Source organism: Pantoea sp. Seng (assembly GCF_009829935.1).
Lineage (GTDB): Bacteria > Pseudomonadota > Gammaproteobacteria > Enterobacterales > Enterobacteriaceae > Pantoea > Pantoea communis.
The window spans coordinates 145352-163151 of the sequence record NZ_SZZV01000009.1; the positions used below are offsets into that span (position 1 = coordinate 145352).

General features: G+C 56.4%; 13 protein-coding genes and 1 riboswitch. Of the genes, 10 read left to right on the forward strand and 3 right to left on the reverse strand.

The window, feature by feature from the left end; translation table 11 throughout:
- From leuB to leuD, 3 genes are read left to right on the forward strand one after another with little or no spacing between them, the layout of a single operon-like run.
- On the forward strand, positions 1-1092 hold the full coding sequence (leuB, locus tag FD737_RS11615; RefSeq protein WP_097118333.1) for a 3-isopropylmalate dehydrogenase: 1092 nt from the start codon (positions 1-3) through the stop codon (positions 1090-1092).
- A 4-nt stretch (positions 1093-1096) separates the two neighbouring features.
- Complete coding sequence (gene leuC, locus FD737_RS11620) at positions 1097-2503, forward strand: 3-isopropylmalate dehydratase large subunit (RefSeq protein WP_034826009.1); 1407 nt, start codon at positions 1097-1099, stop codon at positions 2501-2503.
- A gap of 3 nt (positions 2504-2506) precedes the next feature.
- A complete protein-coding gene (gene leuD / locus FD737_RS11625; RefSeq protein WP_038649091.1) occupies positions 2507-3112 on the forward strand; it encodes a 3-isopropylmalate dehydratase small subunit in 606 nt (201 codons plus the stop codon).
- Between the two features lie 83 nt (positions 3113-3195).
- On the opposite strand, the gene FD737_RS11630 is transcribed toward leuD, so the two are convergent.
- Complete coding sequence (locus FD737_RS11630; protein WP_160833552.1) at positions 3196-4377, reverse strand: MFS transporter; 1182 nt, start codon at positions 4375-4377, stop codon at positions 3196-3198.
- 253 nt (positions 4378-4630) lie between these two features.
- On the opposite strand from FD737_RS11630, the gene sgrR reads away from it, so the two are divergent.
- The 4 genes from sgrR to thiQ all read left to right on the forward strand — a co-directional run bounded on the left by sgrR (position 4631) and on the right by thiQ (position 9727).
- Complete coding sequence (sgrR, locus tag FD737_RS11635; protein ID WP_160833553.1) at positions 4631-6292, forward strand: HTH-type transcriptional regulator SgrR; 1662 nt, start codon at positions 4631-4633, stop codon at positions 6290-6292.
- A gap of 35 nt (positions 6293-6327) precedes the next feature.
- Positions 6328-6422, forward strand: a riboswitch (TPP riboswitch).
- 47 nt (positions 6423-6469) lie between these two features.
- Positions 6470-7456 carry a thiamine ABC transporter substrate binding subunit gene (gene thiB / locus FD737_RS11640; protein ID WP_160833554.1) on the forward strand — a complete coding sequence of 329 codons (987 nt, stop codon included), beginning with the start codon at positions 6470-6472 and terminating at the stop codon, positions 7454-7456.
- A complete protein-coding gene (gene thiP, locus FD737_RS11645; protein WP_160833555.1) occupies positions 7456-9042 on the forward strand; it encodes a thiamine/thiamine pyrophosphate ABC transporter permease ThiP in 1587 nt (528 codons plus the stop codon). Before thiB ends, thiP begins: the two co-directional genes overlap by 1 nt.
- Positions 9026-9727, forward strand: a complete 702-nt coding sequence (gene thiQ / locus FD737_RS11650; protein WP_160833556.1) for a thiamine ABC transporter ATP-binding protein ThiQ — start codon at positions 9026-9028, stop codon at positions 9725-9727. The genes thiP and thiQ overlap by 17 nt, the downstream gene beginning before the upstream one ends.
- Here thiQ and FD737_RS11655 read toward each other — a convergent pair.
- On the reverse strand, positions 9724-10488 hold the full coding sequence (locus FD737_RS11655) for a DedA family protein (RefSeq protein WP_160833557.1): 765 nt from the start codon (positions 10486-10488) through the stop codon (positions 9724-9726). The two genes, thiQ and FD737_RS11655, sit on opposite strands and share 4 nt — an antisense overlap.
- Before the next feature lie 166 nt (positions 10489-10654).
- On the opposite strand from FD737_RS11655, the gene polB reads away from it, so the two are divergent.
- From polB to rluA, 3 genes are all read left to right on the forward strand, one after another.
- Positions 10655-13015 (forward strand): DNA polymerase II, encoded by a 2361-nt coding sequence (gene polB, locus FD737_RS11660; RefSeq protein ID WP_160833558.1) that lies wholly within the window; start codon positions 10655-10657, stop codon positions 13013-13015.
- Positions 13016-13167: 152 nt separating this feature from the next.
- Positions 13168-16074, forward strand: a complete 2907-nt coding sequence (rapA, locus tag FD737_RS11665; RefSeq protein ID WP_160833559.1) for an RNA polymerase-associated protein RapA — start codon at positions 13168-13170, stop codon at positions 16072-16074.
- Positions 16075-16094: 20 nt separating this feature from the next.
- The gene (rluA, locus tag FD737_RS11670; RefSeq protein ID WP_097118323.1) at positions 16095-16754 is read left to right on the forward strand and encodes a bifunctional tRNA pseudouridine(32) synthase/23S rRNA pseudouridine(746) synthase RluA; all 660 of its coding nucleotides are present in this window, start codon (positions 16095-16097) and stop codon (positions 16752-16754) included.
- Positions 16755-16821: 67 nt separating this feature from the next.
- Here the strand turns inward: rluA and djlA are convergent, their stop codons facing one another.
- Entirely contained in the window at positions 16822-17634 is an 813-nt protein-coding gene (djlA, locus tag FD737_RS11675; RefSeq protein ID WP_058959353.1) for a co-chaperone DjlA, read from the reverse strand.
- Positions 17635-17800 lie beyond the last annotated feature (166 nt).

Consider the following 17800-nt stretch of genomic DNA (forward strand, 5'->3'; position numbering starts at 1 on the left):
ATGACTCAGTCTTATCATATTGCGGTAATGCCAGGCGACGGAATCGGCCCGGAAGTGATGGCGCAGGCTATCAAGGTTCTCGACGCCATTCGCGGGCGCTTCGACATGCGTATCACCACCAGCGAATATGATGTAGGCGGTATCGCCATCGATCGTCACGGTGAACCGCTGCCGCCTGCCACCGTTGCCGGTGCAGAGCAAGCGAATGCGATTCTGTTCGGCTCTGTCGGTGGTCCAAAATGGGAACACCTGCCGCCAGCGGGCCAGCCTGAGCGTGGTGCACTGTTGCCACTGCGTAAGCACTTCAAGTTGTTCAGCAACCTGCGCCCCGCTTCCTTATATAAAGGCCTGGAAGCGTTTTGCCCACTGCGCAGCGACATCGCCGCACGCGGTTTCGACATCCTGTGCGTGCGTGAATTAACCGGCGGCATCTACTTTGGTCAGCCGAAAGGGCGCGAAGGTAGCGGTCCACATGAGCGTGCATTTGATACCGAGGTGTATCACCGTTTCGAGATCGAGCGTATTGCACGCAACGCCTTTGAAGCCGCACGCAAGCGTCGTAACAAAGTGACGTCAGTGGATAAAGCCAACGTGCTGCAGACCTCAGTGATGTGGCGTGAAATCGTTAATGAAGTGGCAAAAGATTACCCGGATGTGCAGTTGAGCCACATGTACATCGATAATGCCACCATGCAGTTGATTAAAGATCCATCACAGTTTGACGTGCTGCTCTGTTCTAACCTGTTCGGTGACATCCTGTCAGACGAATGCGCGATGATCACCGGTTCCATGGGCATGCTGCCTTCTGCCAGCATGAATGAAGAAGGTTTCGGTCTGTATGAGCCTGCGGGCGGTTCTGCGCCCGATATCGCCGGTCAGAACATTGCCAACCCAATTGCTCAGATTCTCTCGTTGTCTCTGCTGTTGCGCTTCAGCCTGAATGCCGCTGAAGCTGCAGACAGTATCGAGCGTGCGGTCAGCCGTGCGCTGGAAGCGGGCCATCGTACCCGCGATTTAGCCGGTAACGGCCCAGCTGTGAGCACAGATGAAATGGGCAGCATCATTGCCGGTTTCATCGCTGAGGAAAAATAATAAAATGAAAAGCTTATACCAGAAGTTATTTGATGCACATGTCGTCCACGAAGCACCAAACGAAACCCCGTTACTGTACATCGATCGCCATCTGATCCATGAAGTAACGTCACCGCAGGCCTTCGATGGCCTGCGCGCTCACGGCCGCAAAGTGCGCCAGCCGTCGAAGACGTTCGCCACCATGGACCACAACGTTTCTACCCAGACCAAAGACATTAACGCGTCGGGTGAGATGGCGCGTATTCAGATGCAAGAGCTGATCAAGAACTGTGCTGAGTTCGGCATTCAGCTGTATGACCTGAATCACCCGTTCCAGGGTATCGTGCACGTGATCGGGCCTGAACAAGGGATGACGCTGCCAGGCATGACCATCGTCTGCGGCGATTCCCACACCGCGACCCACGGCGCCTTCGGTTCGCTGGCATTCGGTATCGGCACCTCCGAAGTTGAGCATGTGTTTGCCACGCAGACCCTGAAGCAGGGCCGTGCCAAAACCATGAAGATTGAAGTGCTGGGCGAAGCGGCCCCGGGTATTACGGCGAAAGATATCGTGTTGGCGATTATTGGTAAAACCGGCAGCGCCGGCGGTACCGGCCACGTGGTGGAATTCTGTGGCCCGGCGATTGAAGCGCTGAGCATGGAAGGCCGCATGACGTTGTGTAACATGGCGATTGAGATGGGTGCCAAAGCGGGCCTGGTCGCGCCGGATGACACCACTTTCGCTTACCTGAAAGACAAGCAGTTCGCACCGAAGGGCGAGCAGTGGGATGAAGCCGTCGCTTACTGGCGTACGATGAAGTCCGACAGCGATGCCAAATTCGACACCATTGTCACCCTGAACGCGGCCGATATCGCGCCGCAGGTCACCTGGGGCACCAACCCAGGCCAGGTGATGGCGGTGGATCAGGCGATCCCCAACCCGCAATCCTTTGCCGATCCGGTTGAGCGTGCTTCTGCCGAGAAAGCGTTGGCTTACATGGATTTGCAGCCGGGTATTAAACTGACTGAAGTCGCTATCGACAAAGTCTTTATCGGCTCTTGCACCAACTCACGAATTGAAGATTTGCGCGCTGCGGCAGCCATCGCTAAAGGCCGCAAAGTCGCACCTGGCGTTGTTGCCATGGTCGTCCCTGGCTCAGGCCCAGTGAAGGCGCAAGCCGAAGCAGAAGGTCTGGATAAGATTTTCCTCGAAGCCGGTTTTGAATGGCGTCTGCCGGGCTGCTCCATGTGTCTGGCGATGAACAATGACCGTCTGAACCCAGGCGAGCGTTGTGCCTCCACCAGTAACCGTAACTTTGAAGGTCGTCAGGGCCGTGGCGGTCGCACTCACTTAGTGAGCCCGGCGATGGCTGCAGCGGCGGCAGTAACCGGTCGTTTTGCCGACATTCGTGAATTGACTCAGGGAGCTTAAGCCATGGCGAACAAATTTACCCAACACACCGGAATTGTGGCGCCACTGGATGCGGCGAACGTCGATACCGATGCCATCATTCCAAAACAGTTCCTGCAGAAAGTGACGCGCACCGGTTTTGGCGCGCACCTGTTCCACGACTGGCGCTTCGAAGATGATGCGGGCACCGTGCCTACCCCAGGTTTCGTGCTGAACAAGCCGGAATTTAAAGGCACCAGCATCTTGCTGGCGCGTGAAAACTTTGGCTGCGGCTCATCACGTGAGCACGCCCCATGGGCCCTGACCGATTTCGGTTTCCACGTGGTGATTGCACCCAGCTTCGCGGATATTTTCTATGGCAACAGCTTTAACAACCAGCTGCTGCCGGTGAAGTTGAGCGATGAAGAAGTGGATGAGATGTTCAAACTGGTGGCCGCGCAGCCAGGCGTGACCTTTACCGTGGATCTGGAAGCCCAGACCGTCACGGCGGGTGATAAGTCTTACAGCTTTGAAATCGACAGCTTCCGCCGTCACTGCATGATTAACGGTCTCGACAGCATTGGTTTAACGCTGCAACACGAAGCGTCCATCTCCAACTACGAGACCACTCAGCCAGCATTCCTGCGTTAATGCCCTATTCGGTGCGTTTGAATGCGCACCGAATAGAGACGCACTGGATGTTTATAAAGTCGCCTTTGCGGGCGACTTTTTATTTATTGGGCATCACGCACGCGCGACGCCAGCCCCAACGCCACCATCGCCATCGCTAATGCCAGCCAGTACACCGACTCATGGCCAAAGCGCTCGCTCAGCGTGCCCTGTATCAATCCTGCAATAATCAAACCGGTCGATATCGAGGTGGTAAACATCGTGGTCGCTGCGCCCGCGCGTCCCGGCATCAAATCCTGGAACCACAGCATGCCAATTCCCGCGACGATGCCGATAAACGCCGCGTTGAACAGCTGAAGCACCATCAATGCCATGCGCGACTGGAACAACACCAGTCCGAGATAGAACAGGATTGCCGCCACCAGCGCTAACAGCACCAACTTGCGCTTACCAAAGCGCTTGGCGTAGTGTCCAGCCAGCAGCATGATGGGAATTTCCAATCCTGCGGCCGTCCCCATTAGTAAGCCCGCCAGTTTTTCCGGCAGCCCCAACGTGGAGCTGATATACAGCGGCATATCGATGATATACATGGTGTTGCACGCCCACATCACCACCGAGGCGATAAACAGCACTCGCACCTGGCTATCTTTCCACGGACTGAGCTGGGTCAGCACCTGCTCTGGCGTCGCGGCCACGCGCGGCACTGAAGGCAGAGTGCGCCAAATCAGCAGCATACTGAGCAGGAAAATCGCCGCCGCCACGCAGAACAGCGTCACGAAGCCATAGTTAAGCGCTAAGGCGAACGACAGCGGCGGGCCAATCACCCATGCCAGCGACAGTTGCGCACGCATCACCGAGCTGAACATCACCACTTCACGCGCCGACTGATCCGCATACTCGCGTGCCAGCGCAAAGATCTGCGGAATCGCCACGCTGGCCAGCGCTGACAGCAACACGCCCACACTGATCAACGTCAGGTACTGACGATTAAAGGCGAATAGCAGCGCATTCAGTACCGCCATCAGGCAGCAAAACAGGATCAGATTGCGACGATCGCCGCGATTGTCCGAACGTTTCGCCATCAGCAGGCTAATCACAATCCCGGCAATCGCGTTGATGGTAAAAAATAGCCCGACCCAAAACGGTCGCACCTGCACTTCGCGCGTCAAAAACAGACTCAGCGTGGGTGCCTGCAACGCACCGGCGACACCGGTCATAAACGACACCGCCATAAAAGAGAGATAAACCGGATTGATACGACGCTGGCGCGTTAACAGCGATTTCATGCAGAAATCCCTTTGCGGAGAAATGAGGCTAAGACAAAGAGGGTAGAAGATTTCACAGCAAAACGAAAAAAGCCAGCAGAGAAAACGCTGCTGGCGGTGAAATGCACCCTACTCAGAAAAGGCTCCACGTCGGTGGAACCGCTGGCAGAGCGCCATTCATTGCTGAATGCCTCCCGCTCTTCCATTGCCTGGCAGTATGCCTCTAATATGAGGCAGGAAAAACTGAGCGATTCTGAGAAGGAGTTCCCCTTTTATGTCCTCTGCGCGACTGCAACAGCAGTTCATCCGCCTGTGGCAAAGCTGCCAGGGGCTGGATCAGGAAACTACCTTAAGCGATCTGGCTGAACGACTGCACTGCTCGCGGCGCCATATGCGTAACCTGCTGAATGCCATGCAGGATGCGGGCTGGCTGATTTGGCAGGCAGAAGCCGGGCGCGGTAAGCGTTCGACCCTGAGCTTCAATTACACCGGCCTGGCACTCCAGCAGCAGCGCGCCGAAGATCTACTGGAGCAGGACCGCATAGAGCAGTTGGTGCAACTGGTGGGCGATAAGAATCAGGTGCGGCAGATGATTGCGGCGCATCTCGGGCGCAGTTTCCGCCAGGGCAAGCACATCCTGCGCGTGCTCTATTACCGTCCGCTGCCCAATCTGCTGCCGGGCTCGCCGCTGCGTCGTTCGGAAACCCATCTGGCGCGACAAATCTTTAACGGCCTGACCCGAATAAATGAGGAAAAGGGGGAAATCGAAGCGGATATCGCCCATCACTGGCAACAAACCTCCCCACTCCACTGGCGCTTCTTTTTACGACCCGCGATTCGCTTCCATCACGGACGTGAACTGGAGATGGATGACATCATCGCTTCACTGGAACGTGTACGCAGTCAGCCGCTGTTCTCGCATATCGACAAACTGCACTCTCCCGCGCCCTGGACGCTGGATATTCATCTGTCACAGCCCGATAGCTGGTTGCCTTGGCTGCTGGCCAGCGTCAGCGCGATGATCCTGCCGCGCGAATGGCCGACGTTGCGCCATTTTGCCCGTCAACCCATCGGCACCGGTCCTTACAGCGTGGTACGCAACCAGCAGACGCAGCTGAAAATCGCCGCCTTTGATGACTATTTTGGCTATCGCGCTCTGATTGATGACGTGTCGATTTGGGTGCTGCCGGAAATCAGCGACGAGCTGGTGTATGCCGGCGTTAAGCTGCAGGGGGAAACCGCCGATGAGAAATCCGAAGAGAGCCGTCTGGAAGAAGGTTGCTATTTCCTGCTGTTCGACCAGCGCTCAGAGCGTGGTAAGGATGCCCATTTTCGACGCTGGGTGAGCTATCTGCTTAACCCGATTGCCCTGCTCAACCATGCGGGTGTGGGCTATCAGCGCTACTGGTTCCCTGCATACGGTTTCTTACCGCGCTGGCATCATCGCCGCGATCTCACCCCAGCCGAAAAGCCCGATGGACTCACGCAACTGACCATCAGCTGGTACAGCCATCATGTTGAGCATGAAGGGATTGCTAACGCCCTACGCCCGCTGCTGGCTGAACAGGGCGTTGAGCTGATCACGCGCGAGCTGAGCTACGAAGAGTGGTTCGAAGGTGAAGGAGAGAGTGACATCTGGCTCGGCAGTGTGAACTTCACGCTGCCACTGGAGTACGCGCTGTTTGCCCAACTCTACGAGCTGCCGCTAATGCACCACTGCGTCCCGATTAACTGGCATGCCGATGCGGAGCAGTGGCGGCAAAAAAACTTATCCTTAGCCGATTGGAGTAAGCAGTTGGTGAACAGCGACTTTGTTCATCCGCTCTTCCATCACTGGTTACTGCTGGAAGGCCAGCGCAGTATGCGCGGTGTGCGGCTCAATACGCTCGGCTGGTTTGACTTCAAATCGGCCTGGTTTGCACCACCGGAGCTGTGACACTTTCGCGCTGTCACAGAAGTGTCTAAAATAAGCCGTTCTCAACGGGGTGCCCTGGTATTGGGCTGAGAGAAACCCGTCGAACCTGATCCGGCTCATACCGGCGTAGGGATTTGAGATGCCCGCTAACTCAGATCCTTTGCGACTCAACTTTATCTTCTCCTCAAGGAGCGCAAAGTGTTAAACAAAGTCTTGCCCGTGTTGCTGTTGATCTCTGCCCCGGCGTTGGCTGTCAAGCCTGTTCTTACCGTTTACACCTACGACTCGTTCTCTGCAGATTGGGGCCCCGGCCCTGCCGTTAAAAAAGCCTTTGAAGCCGAGTGCGGCTGCGAACTGAACTATGTGGCGCTGGAAGATGGCGTGTCGCTGCTCAACCGCGTGCGGATGGAGGGCAAAAACAGCAAAGCCGATGTGGTGCTGGGCCTCGATAACAACCTCTTGCAAGCCGCCGAAAAAACCGGCCTGTTCGCAAAAAGCACCGTCGACACCAGTCAATTGCAACTGCCTGATAGCTGGCATAACGACACCTTCGTTCCGTTCGATTACGGCTACTTCGCCTTCGTCTACGATAAAAACAAGCTGAAGAACCCACCGAAAAGCCTGAAAGAACTGGTCGAAAGCCCGGAAAAGTGGCGTGTGATCTATGAAGATCCACGCACCAGCACACCGGGATTAGGCCTGCTGCTGTGGATGCAAAAAGTGTATGGCGATAAAGCACCTGACGCCTGGCAGAAGCTGGCACAGAAAACGGTCACCGTCACTAAGGGCTGGAGCGAAGCCTATGGCCTGTTCCTGAAAGGCGAAGGCGATCTGGTGCTGAGTTACACCACCTCTCCGGCATATCACATCATCGAAGAGAAGAAAGATAACTACGCCGCTGCGCCGTTTAGCGAAGGCCATTATCTGCAAGTGGAAGTGGCTGCACAGCTCGCTAGCAGCAAACAGCCCAAACTGGCGCAGCAGTTTATGCAATTTATGGTATCGCCAGCCTTCCAGCAGACCATTCCGACTGGCAACTGGATGTATCCGGTGATCAAAAGCGATCTGCCTGCCGGTTATCAGTCTCTGACCGTGCCGGCGAATGCGCTGCAATACTGCTCAGCCGAAGTGGCCGATCATCGCGCGGACTGGATTCGTACCTGGCAACAAGCCGTTAGCCGTTAATGCCAGCCTGGTTAATTCCTGGAAGTGCCGTTGCGCTGCTATTGTGCGCAGTGGCACTGCTGGCGTTTGGCGCCTTAGTGATGGCGGCGCCGGTCACTGACTGGCGCGCCCTGCTGTCAGACAATTATCTGCACCACGTCCTGGCCTTCTCGTTTGAGCAGGCGCTTTTATCTGCCCTGCTCTCGGTGCTGCCGTCGATTCTGCTGGCACGTGCGTTGTATCGTCGCCGCTTTCCGGGACGTAATCTGCTGCTGCGCCTGTGTGCCATGACGCTGGTATTGCCGGTTTTAGTGGCCGTATTTGGTTTGCTCAGTGTTTACGGTCGCAACGGCTGGCTGGCGCACCTCTGTAGCCTGCCTGGCATTGATTACACCTTCTCGCCCTATGGCTTGCAGGGCATTTTACTGGCACATGTGTTCTTCAATCTGCCCCTCGCCACCCGCATGCTGTTACAGGCGCTGGAAAGTATTCCCGGCGAGCAGCGTCAGTTAGCCGCCCAACTTGGTATGCGCGGCTGGAATCTGTTTCGTTTAGTCGAATGGCCATGGCTGCGGCGCCAGATTCTGCCCACCGCAGCCCTGATTTTTATGCTGTGCTTCGCCAGCTTTGCCACGGTACTGGCATTAGGCGGAGGACCGCGTGCCACCACGCTGGAACTGGCCATCTACCAGGCGCTGAGTTTTGATTACGATCCCAGCCGTGCGGCGCTACTGGCACTGTTACAACTCGGGTGCTGTTTGCTGCTGGTGCTGCTCAGCCAACGTTTCAGTAAAGCCATTCCTACCGGCAGCCAAAATATTCGCGGCTGGCGTGATCCGCAGGATTGCTGGCATGCCCGGATCGGCGACACGCTACTGATTGTCTGTGCGCTACTGCTGTTGCTGCCGCCGCTCGCTGCGGTGATCGTTGATGGCTTGCGCGGTGGTGTTGCAGGTGCCCTGCAACAGCCCGCGTTATGGCAAGCGACCTTCACTTCACTGCGCATCGCCATCGGCGCCGGATTGCTGTGCGTGGTGCTGACCATCATGTTGCTATGGAGCAGTCGCGAGCTGCGTCAGCGTCAGCGCAACGTTGCGGCACAGGCAATGGAGCTAAGCGGTATGCTGATCCTGGCGATGCCCGGCATCGTGCTGGCCAGCGGCTTTTTCCTGCTGTTCAACGCCACCATCGGCCTGCCGCAGCGCGCCGATGGCTTAGTGATTTTCACCAATGCGCTGATTGCCATCCCCTATGCGATGAAGGTACTGGAGAACCCGATGCGCGATATCAGCGCTCGCTACACCCCGCTCTGCGCATCACTGGGCATTGCTGGTATTAATCGCCTGAAACTGATTGAACTGCGCGCGCTGAAGCGGCCCATTGCACAAGCGCTGGCGTTTGCCTGCGTGCTGTCGATTGGTGATTTCGGCGTGGTGGCCCTGTTTGGCAGCGCCGATTTCCGTACGCTGCCGTTCTATCTGTTCCAGCAAATTGGCGCTTACCGCGGCGCAGACGGTGCCGTAACCGCACTGCTACTGTTATTACTGTGCCTGTTGCTCTTTACTCTGATGGAAAAACTGCCGGGTCGTCATGCTGACACTGAATAATCTCACTTACCTTTACCAGCATCTGCCAATGCGCTTCCGTTTTGAAGCCCAGGCGGGGGAACGTCTGGCGATCCTCGGCCCCAGCGGCGCAGGCAAAAGCACCTTGCTCAGCTTGATCGGCGGGTTTCTGCCAGTGAGTCAGGGAACCCTGATAATGAATGGCGTCGATCATACGCGCAGCGTGCCGTCGGCGCGGCCGGTGTCGATGCTGTTTCAGGAGAACAACCTCTTCCCGCATCTGACGGTGCAGCAAAATATGGGATTAGGCTTGCATCCAGGCTTGAAACTGACGTGGGAACAGCAGCAACAGCTGGCCGCCATCGCTGAGCAGACCGGATTAGCCGAGATGCTGAACCGCTTGCCAGCTGAGCTTTCCGGCGGTCAACGCCAGCGCGTGGCCTTAGCGCGCTGCCTGCTGCGCGATCGGCCGATCCTGCTGCTCGATGAGCCCTTCTCTGCGCTCGATCCGGCGCTTCGCGGTGAGATGCTGCAACTGGTGCGTACGGTGTGTGAAAGCCGCAATATCACGCTGCTGATGGTGTCGCACAGCCTGGAAGACGCCCAGCAAATTGCGCCGCGCAGTCTGGTGGTGGTCGATGGGCGGATTTACTGGGATGGCAGCACGGCGAGCTTGATCAGTGGAGAGAGTGAAGCGGCTACCATCCTTGGCGTGAAAAAGCCTTAAGCGAAGAACACCTTCCACAATAGCTGGCGGAAGATAGGCATCATCGGGTGATACTGAATGGCGATAAATGCCGCCACGCCGATAGCCGCCGCCAGCGGTGCCAGCCAGCGCAAACGCGCCTGCGGCAGATATTTCGTCGCCCAATCAGTGGTTTTGCCACTGCGCCACCAGCGCCACATCAGCCAGAATCCCATCCACACCAGCAAAGCCACCAGCAACAGCAGCCACTTAAAATGGCCGCCTTGCGAGGCCTGCGGCACATCAATCGCCACACCGGCGAGGATACCCGGCATCAGATAAGCTGGCGGCCAGAGAATACAGCCAATCAGATTAGGTGGCAGGAACTTGCGCACCGGCAGCTCCAGCATGCCCGCCGCCAGTGGAATCAACGGACGCGTCGGGCCGACGAAGCGCCCCACCAGAATGGTAAACATGCTGTGTTCATGCAGCGCGTGCTCAGTTTTATCCAGCAGGCCCTGATACTTTTTCAGATATTTCCAGCGGTGTAATGGCCCCTGAAACTTCCAGCCGATGCCATACGAGACCCAATCACCAATCAGGCAACCGGCAAAACCCGCCGCCCAGGCAGGATAAAGGCCAATCTGTCCGCTGCCCACCAGCGCCCCAAGGCTGGCCATTAATACGGTTCCTGGCAACAGCAATCCCACGAACGCCAGTGACTCAAGGAAGGTCACCAGCGCCACGGCCATCAGCGCGTACTCCAGCGATTGCGAAAACAGATGTTCAATCCAGGCTTCCATAACTATCCTCTGCGGAATATAGAGGCTGGATTGTCCGGAGCCAGCGCCAAACCGTCAAGGCAAGAATTGTAGGACGATGTTGACAGAGTACTGACAATGTCGCCACACACAGGCACTGTATAAACATCCATGGTATACTTCAGGCAATTCATTTCCCGGAGTTCACGTGACCGAACCACGCGCAGGTTTTTTGCTTACCCGCCACTGGCGAGATACCCCAACCGGCAGCGAAGTGGTGCTGTGGCTGGCGACTGATGAGGGTCCACAGCGGCTGGTGCTACCGGCACAAGAGTCCGTGGCTTTCATTCCAGAAGAGTTCCGCCAGCAAACCGAAGCGTTGATCCGTGACGAGCGGCATATTCGTGTGCAATCACTCGAGCTGAAAGATTTCCGCCGTCGTCCGGTCTTTGGTCTCTATTGCCGCAGCCATCGCCAGTTGCAATACCTGGAAAAGCGACTGCGAGAAAATGGCATCGCGCTGTATGAGGCCGATATCCGCCCGCCAGAGCGCTATTTGATGGAGCGTTTCATCACTGCGCCGGTGTGGTTCAGCGGCGAGGTGCGCGGCGATAGCGTGGTCAATGCTCGCCTGAAACCGCATCCAGATTACCGCCCGCAGCTAAGATGGGTTTCGCTGGATATCGAAACCACGGAACACGGTGAGCTGTATTGCATCGGGCTGGAGGGCTGCGGTCAGCGCCAGGTTTACATGCTGGGTCCGCCCAATGGCGACGCCAGCACGCTCGATTTCGATCTCATCTATGTGGATAGCCGCCCGCAGCTGCTGGAACAGCTCAATGGCTGGTTCGCCCGCCACGACCCTGACGTGATCATCGGCTGGAGCGTAGTGCAGTTCGATCTGCGCGTCCTGCAAAAACACGCCGATCGTTATGGCATTCCGCTGCGCTTAGGACGCCAAAATCAGGCGCTGGAGTGGCGCGAGCACGGCTTTAAGCCTGGCGTCTTCTTCGCACAAGCCACCGGGCGGTTGGTGATTGATGGTATTGAAGCGCTGAAATCCGCATTCTGGGACTTTCCCTCTTTCAGTCTTGAGGCGGTGTCACGCCAGCTCCTCGGCGAAGGAAAAGACATCGACAACCCGTGGCAGCGCATGGAGGAGATCAACTGGCGTTTTGCCCATGACAAACCCGCGCTGGCGAAGTACAACCTGAAAGATTGCGAACTGGTGACGCGTATTTTCCAGCACACTGCCATCATGCCGTTCCTGCTGGAACGCGCCACGGTCAATGGCCTGGCGGTCGATCGTCACGGCGGTTCGGTGGCGGCGTTTGGTCATCTTTATATTCCGCGTATGCATCGCGCAGGATTCGTGGCACCTAACCTTGGTGAAGTGGCGCCCGAAGCCAGCCCGGGTGGTTATGTGATGGACTCACGGCCCGGCCTGTACGACTCGGTGCTGGTGCTGGATTACAAAAGCCTTTATCCCTCCATTATTCGCACCTTTTTGATCGATCCCGTCGGTTTGGTGGAGGGGCTGGCGCATCCAGACGATGCCGATTCCGTGCCCGGGTTTCGCCATGCGCGCTTCTCACGCCAAACCCATTGCCTGCCAGCGATTGTGGAGCAGATTTGGCAAGGGCGTGAAGCGGCTAAACGCAACGGCAATCAGCCTTTGTCACAGGCGCTGAAAATCATCATGAATGCCTTTTACGGCGTGCTTGGCACCAGCGCCTGTCGCTTCTTTGATCCACGTCTTGCGTCTTCAATTACCCTGCGTGGCCACGCCATCATGCAGCAAACACGTGAGCTGATTGAAGCCGAAGGGTTTGATGTGATTTATGGCGACACCGACTCCACCTTTGTCTGGTTGAAAGGCGCACACAGCGAGGCGGAGGCCGCCGCCATTGGTCATCGTCTGGCTAAACAGGTCAATGCGTGGTGGCAGCAACATCTGCAGCAGACTTACGGGCTGGAGAGCGCACTGGAATTAGAGTACGAAACCCATTTCAGTCGCTTCCTGATGCCCACCATTCGCGGTGCTGAACAAGGCAGTAAAAAGCGCTACGCCGGCATGATTCGCAGCGACGGAACAGAACGGCTGGTGTTTAAAGGGCTGGAGTCAGTGCGCACCGACTGGACACCGCTGGCGCAGCAGTTCCAGCAAAATCTGTATGGCCGAATTTTCCGTGGTGAGCCATGGCAGGATTATATCCGTGAGACCGTGGCGCAGTTGCTGGCGGGCGAACTGGATGAATTACTGGTCTACAAAAAGCGCCTGCGCCGCCCGTTAAAAGATTATGAAAAAAACGTGCCACCCCATGTACGCGCGGCTCGCCTCGCCGATGAGCAAAATCGGAAATTACAGCGTCCATTACAGCATCAAAATGGCGGGTCCATTCGCTATGTGATGGCGACCGCTGGCCCGGAACCGCTGGAAGCGCGCACCACGCCGCTCGACTATGATCACTATGTCACCAAACAGTTACAACCGGTGGCAGATGGCATTTTACCCTTCGTCGGCGATGACTTTGCTACACTTATCACCGGGCAGCTGGGGCTTTTTTGACAGGTGACGAATGCCCTGCCATCCAGTACCATAGCGCCCTTCCTGTTTCTCACCGCATAGACACTCTGACCAAACTCTCGTTTGGCGGTGATGTATTGCCTGAGAGCAGGTGAACTTCTTTATGGCATGTCAGAGAGTCGAGCTAAAAATATATGGTTTTTACACTGGGTCAGCGCTGGATTAGTGATACGGAAAGTGAACTGGGATTAGGAACGGTGGTGGCGATCGATACGCGCATGATCACCATGATGTTCCCGGCAACCGGCGAAAACCGCCTGTATGCCCGTAATGATGCTCCCGTCACCCGTGTGATATTCAATCCGGGCGACACCATCACCAACCACGAAGGTTGGCAGATGAGCGTCGATGAAGTCCGCAACGATAACGAATTAATGACTTACATCGGCACGCGTCTCGACACCGAAGAAAGCGGCGTGGTGATGCGCGAAGTGATGCTGGATAGCAAACTGGTGTTCAGTAAGCCTCAGGATCGCCTGTTCGCCGGTCAGCTCGACCGTATGGACCGTTTTGCCCTGCGCTTCCGTGCGCGTAAATACCAGAGTGAGCAGTATCGCCTGCCGATCAGCGGCCTGCGCGGCATGCGCACCAACCTGATTCCGCATCAGCTGCATATCGCCCATGATGTTGGCCGTCGTCATGCGCCACGCGTGTTGCTGGCGGATGAAGTGGGCCTGGGTAAAACCATTGAAGCCGGGATGATTATTCAGCAACAGCTGCTGGCCGGTCGTGCCGATCGCGTACTGATCGTGGTGCCGGAAACGCTGCAGCACCAGTGGCTGGTTGAGATGTTGCGCCGCTTCAACCTGCGCTTTGCCCTGTTTGATGACGACCGCTACACCGAAGCCCAGCACGACAGCGACAACGCCTTCGAAACCGAACAGCTGATTATCTGTTCACTGGATTTCGTACGCCGTAACAAGCAGCGTCTTGAATTGCTGGCCGATGCCGACTGGGATCTGCTGGTGGTCGATGAAGCCCACCATCTGGCCTGGAGCGAAGATGCGCCAAGCCGTGAATATCAGGTGATTGAACAGCTGGCGGAAAAAACGCCGGGCGTGCTGCTGCTGACGGCAACGCCGGAACAGCTGGGTCTGGAAAGTCACTTTGCCCGTTTACGTCTGCTCGATCCAAATCGCTTCCACGACTTCAGCCAGTTCGTGGCTGAGCAGCAGAATTATCGCCCGGTGGCCGATGCGGTGAGTTCGCTGCTGGCCGATCAGGCGATCACCAAAGAAGAGATGAACCTGATCAATGACCTGATCGGTGAACAGGACATCGAGCCGCTGCTGCAGGTGGCGAACAGCGATCGTGAAGGCAAAGAAGAAGCACGCAAAGAGCTGGTCTCGATGTTGATGGACCGCCACGGCACCAGCCGCGTGCTGTTCCGTAACACCCGTAACGGCGTGAAGGGCTTCCCGAAACGCGAACTGCACCAGATTCGTTTGCCACTGCCTGCGCAGTATCAAACCGCGATTAAAGTTTCCGGCATTATGGGCACACGCAAGAGCGCAGAAGAACGCGCGCGTGACATGCTGTATCCGGAAAAGATTTATCAGGAATTTGAAGGTGATAGCGGTACCTGGTGGAACTTCGACCCGCGCGTAGAGTGGCTGATGGGTTACCTGACCAGCAACCGTAAAGAGAAAGTACTGGTGATTTGCGCTCAGGCTGCCACTGCGCTGCAACTGGAGCAGGTGCTGCGCGAGCGCGAAGGTATTCGTGCTGCAGTGTTCCACGAAGGATTATCCATTCTGGAACGCGACCGCGCTGCGGCGTTCTTCGCCTCAGAAGAAGAAGGCGCACAGGTACTGCTGTGCTCGGAGATCGGTTCTGAAGGCCGTAATTTCCAGTTCGCCAGCCGTCTGGTAATGTTCGACCTGCCGTTTAACCCGGATCTGCTGGAACAGCGTATTGGCCGTCTCGACCGTATCGGCCAAATGCACGACATTCAGATCCTGGTGCCATGGCTGGAAAAAACCGCCCAGGCGGTGCTGCTGCGCTGGTACCACGAGGGCCTGGATGCGTTTGAGCATACCTGTCCAACTGGACGCGCCATTTATGACAGCGAATACAGCAAGTTAATCGAATACCTCGCCGCACCTGAGAATCCACAGGGGCTGGATGAATTTATTGCAGAGAGCCGCAAACAGCACGACACGCTGAAAGCGCAGCTGGAGCAGGGTCGTGACCGCTTACTGGAGCTGAACTCCAACGGCGGCGAAGCAGCGCAGGCGCTGGCGAATGCTATCGGCGAACAGGATAACGACACCGACCTGGTTAACTTCGCGCTGAACCTGTTCGATATCGTCGGCATCAACCAGGAAGACCGCAGTGACAGCCTGATCGTGCTGACGCCATCCGATCATATGCTGGTGCCGGATTTTCCAGGTTTACCGGAAGATGGCTGCACCGTGACCTTCAACCGTAACCAGGCGCTGTCGCGTGAAGACACCCAGTTCATCACCTGGGAACATCCGCTGATCCGTAATGGTCTCGATTTGATCCTGTCCGGCGATACCGGCAGCTGTGCATTGTCACTGCTGAAGAACAAAGCGCTGCCGGTTGGGACGCTGCTGGTTGAGATGGTGTACGTGGTTGAAGCGCAGGCTCCGAAAAGCCTGCAACTCACCCGCTTCCTGCCGCCAACGCCGGTGCGTCTGCTGATGGATCGTGCGGGCAACAACCTGGCAGGCAAAGTGGAGTTTGAAAGCTTTAACCGCCAGTTAAACGCCGTGAATCGTCATACCGGTAGCAAACTGGTTAACGCAGTGCAGCAGGAAGTGCACGAGATTCTGACCCAAGCCGAAAAAGTGGTGATTCCGGAAGCACAGGCGATCATCGCAGCGGCGAAAGTCGAGGCGGATGAGAAGCTGAGTGCCGAGCTATCACGTCTTGAAGCGCTGCGAGCGGTCAACCCCAGCATCCGTGATGATGAGGTTGAAGCGCTGGAAAGCAATCGCGAGCAGGTGCTGGCGAGCCTCGGTGATGCGGGCTGGCGTCTGGACGCGCTGCGTCTGATCGTTGTCACGCACCAATAATTGCTGAAGGCCACTACGACATGTTGATGGAAGCCTACAATCCGCCGCTCGACCCCTGGCTACATATTCTGTATCAGGACGAGCACATTATGGTGGTCAACAAGCCAAGCGGCTTGTTGTCGGTGCCTGGTCGCCTGGAGGAGCACAAAGATAGCGTGATGACGCGCATTCAACGTGATTTCCCTCAGGCGGAATCGGTGCATCGCCTGGATATGGCCACCAGCGGCGTGATCGTGGTGGCGCTGAATAAGGCTGCGGAAAGAGAGCTCAAGCGGCAGTTCCGCGAGCGTGAGCCGTCAAAGTATTATGTGGCACGCGTGTGGGGCCATCCTGCGGCGGAAGAGGGATTGATCGATCTGCCGCTGATTTGCGACTGGCCTAATCGCCCTAAGCAAATGGTATGCTTCGAGAACGGTAAAGCCGCTCAGACCGAATATCAGGTGCTGGAATACGAAGCGAGCAACAGCGCCCGCGTGCGGCTCAAGCCGATTACCGGCCGCTCGCACCAGCTGCGCGTGCATCTACTGGCGCTGGGTCACCCGATTTTGGGCGACCGCTTTTATGCCCATGAAGAAGCACTGAGCATGGCGCCGCGTCTGCAACTGCACGCGGAGTCATTAACCATTACCCATCCGGCGTTTGGCAACAGCATGACGTTTAAGCAGCCAGCAGATTTTTAATCTGCAGGTCATAAAAAAGGGCCGTCAGTCATGACGGCCCTTTCAAATTCAATCTTAACGTTCCAGGCTATTTAAAACCTTTCTCCTTACGAATCAAATCGTAAGCCGCCTGAATCTCCTGCGCTTTCTGCTTCGCCATCTCCATCATTTCTGGCGGTAACCCTTTCGCCACCAGTTTGTCCGGATGATGCTCACTCATCAGCTTACGGTAAGCGCGTTTAATGGTGGTGCTGTCATCGCTGCTTTTTACCCCCAGCACACTACAGGCATCATCCAGCGTCGGTCCGCGTTTCGCCTGTTGATAAGCACCACCATAAGAGGAGCCACCGCCACCAAATTGTTGCCCACCTTCCATCATGCGAAGGAACTGATCGAACTGTGCCCGCGAAATGCCCAGCTCTTCCGCGATTACATACAGCACCTGGCGTTCATTGGGATGCAGCGAACCGTCAGCAAATGCCGCCTGAATCTGAATTTCCAGAAACATCCGAATCAGATCAAAACGACCAAAACAGGCGCTGCGCAGTTCACGCAATTTATTCCGCAGCGGATAGTCACTTTGCTTGCCTTCGCGGAAAGCACGCTGCGCAGCCATGCGGGCATCGCCATGCAGTTGCATACGATCCATAAATAAGGAAGCAATCTGGATATCTGCCTCGGTGACGCGCCCTTTTGACTTGGTCAAATGACCCATCACCTGAAAAGTGGTACTGAAAAACAGCGTCTGTCGCGCCTGATTATTGGCGAAATAGCCCTGTCCTTTTACGCTGCGCACTTTGTCAAACATATGACCAATGATCAGACCCAGTACAATGCCCCAGAAGCCTGCTCCGGAAAGTAAGCCGAGAGCCAGACCAATAACTTTTCCCCAGTAGCGCATAAACTCCTCAATTCGCCATGCTTGCGGCTGAAAATTGCATTATCATACCTTTCATTTACTTCAGTGCCTAACAGCAACGCGATCAGACAAGGATTAACACTGGCACAACGCCGGGCAGTAAGTTAGTCTCTGAGCCGATTGTCGGCATGATGCCCGTTCTCATGGA

What these genes read in the sequence shown, in the direction of transcription:
- leuB (WP_097118333.1), top strand. Translation starts at nt 1, where the DNA reads ATGACTCAGTCTTATCATATTGCGGTAATGCCAGGCGACGGAATCGGC.
- leuC (WP_034826009.1), top strand. Translation starts at nt 1,097, where the DNA reads ATGAAAAGCTTATACCAGAAGTTATTTGATGCACATGTCGTCCACGAA.
- leuD (WP_038649091.1), top strand. Translation starts at nt 2,507, where the DNA reads ATGGCGAACAAATTTACCCAACACACCGGAATTGTGGCGCCACTGGAT.
- FD737_RS11630 (WP_160833552.1), bottom strand. Translation starts at nt 4,377, where the DNA reads ATGAAATCGCTGTTAACGCGCCAGCGTCGTATCAATCCGGTTTATCTC.
- sgrR (WP_160833553.1), top strand. Translation starts at nt 4,631, where the DNA reads ATGTCCTCTGCGCGACTGCAACAGCAGTTCATCCGCCTGTGGCAAAGC.
- thiP (WP_160833555.1), top strand. Translation starts at nt 7,456, where the DNA reads ATGCCAGCCTGGTTAATTCCTGGAAGTGCCGTTGCGCTGCTATTGTGC.
- thiQ (WP_160833556.1), top strand. Translation starts at nt 9,026, where the DNA reads ATGCTGACACTGAATAATCTCACTTACCTTTACCAGCATCTGCCAATG.
- FD737_RS11655 (WP_160833557.1), bottom strand. Translation starts at nt 10,488, where the DNA reads ATGGAAGCCTGGATTGAACATCTGTTTTCGCAATCGCTGGAGTACGCG.
- rapA (WP_160833559.1), top strand. Translation starts at nt 13,168, where the DNA reads ATGGTTTTTACACTGGGTCAGCGCTGGATTAGTGATACGGAAAGTGAA.
- rluA (WP_097118323.1), top strand. Translation starts at nt 16,095, where the DNA reads ATGTTGATGGAAGCCTACAATCCGCCGCTCGACCCCTGGCTACATATT.
- djlA (WP_058959353.1), bottom strand. Translation starts at nt 17,634, where the DNA reads ATGCGCTACTGGGGAAAAGTTATTGGTCTGGCTCTCGGCTTACTTTCC.